This window comes from Saccharopolyspora sp. NPDC000995 (assembly GCF_053599315.1).
In genome coordinates this window covers 1-4,421 of sequence record NZ_JBSFLZ010000236.1, presented here as the reverse complement: position 1 = coordinate 4,421, position 4,421 = coordinate 1, and the positions used below count along the sequence as shown (strand labels likewise).

The 4,421-nt window shown below is 65.0% G+C and carries 6 protein-coding genes; 3 read left to right on the top strand and 3 right to left on the bottom strand.

What is annotated here, in order from left to right; translation table 11 throughout:
• Positions 1-43: 43 nt before the first annotated feature.
• Together ACWDKQ_RS35270 and ACWDKQ_RS35265 are read right to left on the bottom strand one after the other, a co-directional pair.
• Positions 44-1,648, bottom strand: a complete 1,605-nt coding sequence (locus ACWDKQ_RS35270) for a cytochrome b N-terminal domain-containing protein (RefSeq protein ID WP_450143089.1) — start codon at positions 1,646-1,648, stop codon at positions 44-46.
• A complete protein-coding gene (locus ACWDKQ_RS35265; protein ID WP_450143088.1) occupies positions 1,564-2,079 on the bottom strand; it encodes a cytochrome b N-terminal domain-containing protein in 516 nt (171 codons plus the stop codon). The genes ACWDKQ_RS35270 and ACWDKQ_RS35265 overlap by 85 nt, the downstream gene beginning before the upstream one ends.
• A gap of 161 nt (positions 2,080-2,240) precedes the next feature.
• Here ACWDKQ_RS35265 and ACWDKQ_RS35260 point away from each other — a divergent pair, with 161 nt between their 5' ends.
• The 3 genes from ACWDKQ_RS35260 to ACWDKQ_RS35250 all read left to right on the top strand — a co-directional run bounded on the left by ACWDKQ_RS35260 (position 2,241) and on the right by ACWDKQ_RS35250 (position 3,806).
• On the top strand, positions 2,241-2,645 hold the full coding sequence (locus ACWDKQ_RS35260; RefSeq protein ID WP_450143087.1) for a QcrA and Rieske domain-containing protein: 405 nt from the start codon (positions 2,241-2,243) through the stop codon (positions 2,643-2,645).
• Between the two features lie 123 nt (positions 2,646-2,768).
• A complete protein-coding gene (locus ACWDKQ_RS35255) occupies positions 2,769-3,185 on the top strand; it encodes a hypothetical protein (RefSeq protein ID WP_450143086.1) in 417 nt (138 codons plus the stop codon).
• Between the two features lie 231 nt (positions 3,186-3,416).
• Positions 3,417-3,806 (top strand): phage holin family protein, encoded by a 390-nt coding sequence (locus tag ACWDKQ_RS35250; RefSeq protein ID WP_450143085.1) that lies wholly within the window; start codon positions 3,417-3,419, stop codon positions 3,804-3,806.
• 154 nt (positions 3,807-3,960) lie between these two features.
• Here the strand turns inward: ACWDKQ_RS35250 and ACWDKQ_RS35245 are convergent, their stop codons facing one another.
• On the bottom strand, positions 3,961-4,260 hold the full coding sequence (locus ACWDKQ_RS35245; protein WP_450143084.1) for a hypothetical protein: 300 nt from the start codon (positions 4,258-4,260) through the stop codon (positions 3,961-3,963).
• Between the last annotated feature and the right edge of the window lie 161 nt (positions 4,261-4,421).

Genomic DNA, 4,421 nt, shown 5'->3' with positions numbered 1-4,421 from the left:
CGTCTTCAGGCTCCCGTGGAAGGACTTGGCCGCGGACCGGCCGTCACCGACGCAGATCGCCGAAGCGGCCGCGCGTTACCAAGGGAGCCGCACTCCACTGCAGTGACGAGCAGTAAGGCAGTGGTGGAGCTGGCGGGGCTGGGGCACCGAGCGGAGCGGTCAGCGTTCTGCGTTGCTTGCCGTTGGGCGGCAGTGGGCAGTCGGGGCGGGCCGCGCCCGGAGTGTCCACCGGGACGTCGAGGCGCACCGCTCCCGCTCTGGCGAAAGTGAAGACCACGGTGTAGTTGAGGCCGGCGGTGATTGGTTCCCGTAGGTCGGTCAAGCGCATGCTGATCGCAGAGGTCTGCGTGGGCGGTGGCCGATACGCAGGTTCGCGCGGGTACCGGGTTGCCAGCGTGTGGTGTCCGGGCATCGCGGTGTCCCCGTCCACGGCCACCGTCGCGGCGACCGAACTGCTCACCGATAGGAGCCGGTCAGTCTCAGCACCTTCGTTCGTGATGGTGGCGTGGATGTCCACCGTCTCGCCAGGGCGATAGAGCACATCGCCGGCTGAGGGTCGATACGCGAGGAGCACTTCCCGCACGGATACATCGCCGGTCTTGCCCTCCGCGCCTCCGGTGACGCGCAACTCGCTCGGCGGTGGCTGCGGAGTTGCGCACGCCGCAGTGAGGATTCCCGCCGACGCAGTCGCGGCGAGCAACCGCCGGATCCTCCGGGCGTGCAGGTCAGTCCTCCGATTCATCTTCGCGCACCACCACTCGCCGGTCGATCCGCGCACCGTCGTAGTCCAACGGCACGGCCGGTCCTCGTAGTTGACACCACCTAGAGGTTGCCGCACTTCCGCATAGACGCCGTCGGCGGTCTCCCGCAGCAGCCCCGTGCGCAGTCCTCGTTCGAGCACTTCCCGGTCCGCGCGCTGCAATGCAAGACTGATCAGATATGCGACGACGTAGGCGGTCGCGGGCACAACGAACACCCCGATGCGTCCCGCCCACACCAGCCAATCGAACGGAATGCTGAACGCGACCGCGATCACGTCGTTTCCTCCCGAGCCCAGCAGCACGAGGTAAAAGGTGATCGCCATGGCCCCGATTCCCGTTCGCGCTGGGTTGTCCCGGGGCCGCTGCAGGATGTTGTGGCGTGCCTTGTCTCGGGTGAACAGCCGCTCCAGGAATGGGTAGGCCCCGGCGATGAGGAACATGAACGCGGGCAGCACGATACCGGGCCAGAATGGGGCCGGCACCGTGAACGGGCCTATGTTGAGGTCCCACGGCGGAAACAGCCGCAGCGCCCCGATCAGGAACCCGATGTACCAGTCCGGCTGCACTCCGGTCGAGCTGTCCGATGGCGTGTACGGCCCCCACAGGTAGACCGGGTTGATCTGGAAGGCCGCCCCGAGCAGCAAGAGCACGGCGATAACGGCCAGTCCGTTGGCCAGCGTCCTGACCATGAACCCCGGGGCGGCCCGGTCGCCGACCACATTGGTCTCGCGAGCTCCGGGGACACGGAAGTGGGAGTGCTTCTGGTACCACACCAACAACAAGTGCACGGACACCAGCGCGATCAGGATGCCGGGGAGCAGCAATACGTGTCCGACGAAGAAGCGGGAGATCCAGATCTCGCCCTCGTACTCGTTGCCGAACAACAACCAGTGCAGCCACGTTCGATGACGGGAACTGAAAGCAGCAGCCCGGCGATGATGCGGACTCCGATGCCGGACAGCAGATCGTCCAGCATCGAATATCCGAGGTAGCCCTCGAGCAACGCCAGCATGAGCAGACCCACCCCGGTGAGCCAGGTTAACTCGCGCGGTTTGCGGAACGCACCGGTGAAGAAGTTCCGGAACATGTGAATGGCAGCGGCCCCGATGAACACGTGGGCCGCCCAGTGGTGAACTTGCCGGATGAACAGACCGCCGCGCACCTCGAAGGACAGGGCGAGCGCAGATTCGTACGCACGGGAGACGTGCAGCCCGCGGATGTTGTCGTACGCCCCTTGGTAGTCGACCTCGGTGGTGTCAGGCACGAAGAACAATGACAGGTACGTGCCCGACAGGATCAGCACGACGAACGAGTACAACGCAATTTCGCCCCAAAGGAACGAGTGGTGCTTGGGGAAGACGTGCGAGGACTCCCGGCGCAGCAGGCATCGGTGGATTCATTCGCAACCCCTTCAAGGGCGGCGACCAGGCGCAGCCGTGGATCACCGGCTGGCACCCGGTCAATGACGAGACCGTGTACTTGCGGGCGCAGAGCGGGGTTCTTGGCGAGATAGTCCTGATTCGTCCCGAAGACGTCGAACCGGGCACCATGCTCACGGTGTTCCCGTTCCGGGAATCCGACCGCGGTCAGCAGGAGCTGTTGGAGGCCGCGGAGAGATCCGCCGATAGCCCCGTGATGCTGATCCGGCTGCGCCCGGGAACCGAGGTTCGCAAACGCCGCGGCCAAGAAGACTTCAACCACGGCGACTTCTACGCCTTCTCAAAGCTGTGCACGCACCTCGGCTGCCCAGCCGCCGAATTCGACGCCCAGAACACCGTGACTCTCTGCCCCTGCCACCAGTCGCCAGTTCTTGATCACCTGGTCCGCCAAACCGATGTTCGGTCCGGCGACCAGGGCGCTCCCGCAACTGCCGATCACTGTTAACGAGCAGGGCTACTTCGTCGCTCGCGGCGACTTCATCGAACCGATCGGCCCCGGTTTCTGGGAAATGCGGCTGAACCGCCCATGAGCCCGTTTCGACAAGCGTCCGCCGGGTACCAGCCGACTATGGCTGGTTCTACCGTCCTTGCCGCCGGAACCGCGCTCACGGTCGCAGTCTTCGGCGTGTCCTGCGGTGCTCCGTCTCAGCACGAGCTCAGCATCGGCGACATTCAGCAAGAGCGATACTTCTACGAAGGCGCCTACCTCGGTCAACAGGTCGTGGTGGCTGCGACCGTGGTGACCGTGCTCTCCCCCGACCACTTCGATGTGATCGACACCCGATCCAGCGCGAAGCTATCGGTGATGACCACCGTGCCCGTGCACGTGACCGAGGGCCAAGCCCTGCATGTCGCCGGCACAGTCGGCCAGCTCCACCACTGGGCCGTCTCCGACGGCCTGCCCTACATCCAGGACAACCTTTACGCCGCCCGGACCACCGAGGCATATCTCTACAACGCGAGCGTCCTACCGGCGGCCCGCTGATCTCCGCCGCGTTCAGCCGTTGATCTGGCAGCTCGCCCGTCCAGCCACTTTGTTGCAGGCGGCACATCGGGCCCGCTGGAAACTGCTTTCACTTGCAGCTCATAGGTTGCATTCACCGACGTTTCTTCCCGCAGGGCAGCGGGAAGACCCGGAAAAACGCTGTGGCTCGGAAGAGCGAAGAATATACCGGTACGGCAGCCAGTCCCACAAAATCGGCGAAGGGGTGTGGCCATGCCCAACGAGACCGACGCCCTGGTTTCAAACATCACCAGGAAGACACGCACACTGTTCGAGAAGGAAGCCCGCATCGCAGTACAGGAGTGGCGCGAGAAGGCACGCCAGGCCGGGTTCGGAGGGGCACTGGCCGCCACAGCAGCAGTGCTTGGCTTCTACGCCGGCGCCGCGCTGTCCGCCGCTGTGGCCATGCTCCTAGCCAAACTCCTGCCCGCGTGGTTGGCCGCGGCCATAACCGGCGCTGGGGCCGCTTCGGTGGCGGCAGGGCTGGCGGCGGTGGGTGTGAAGTGCCTTCGAGCGACGAAGATTCTCCCGAATGGTGCCATGGAGCAAGCCGATCGAGACCTCAGCGCAGCCGCGGAAGCCAGTCCCGCAAAACCCGAATAACCCGGAAACCGCATTGTCTAATGTGGAATATGGTCACGCAGAATCGGCGTCGCGATTCCGGGTCTGTTCTGGGCTGGCAGGACCGCATTCCGGCTTGCCTCCACCCGCCGTGCGCGAGACGAATGCTTGCCACACGGGCGCCGAAGCCCCTCGGTCACCCTGACTGGGGCGACACGTGGATCTGGATCGCATAGACGAACCAGTCCAACACCGCCAGGCCGACCCAGTTGATTGCGCGGTACACCAGCACGATCGCCATGGCTTGCGCAATCGGTGTCCCGGAAGTGACCAGCACGCCGAGCAGGCCGCAGTGCTGGGGTGCGAAACCGACCGGGCATCCCTGGAAGCCACTGCTGGACCGGACCCGCGCCCGTGGAGTGGAGCTGGTGTACGTGAACCCGATGCTGACGAGGCCCGGATGGTCGAGGTCCTCGACGCCTGGAATTGTCCACATTGGTCACTTCTATTACCGGGCTGTCGGCCGTCGGGCCGCCGCGATCCTCGCCGAGACCCGCGACGACATCGAGACCTCGGTGATGTCAGTGGGCTGAGTGGGCATGGAAGCGGGACTCCTTTGTCAGAGTAGGTCGAGTGCGGCGGCGACGACGCTGTCGG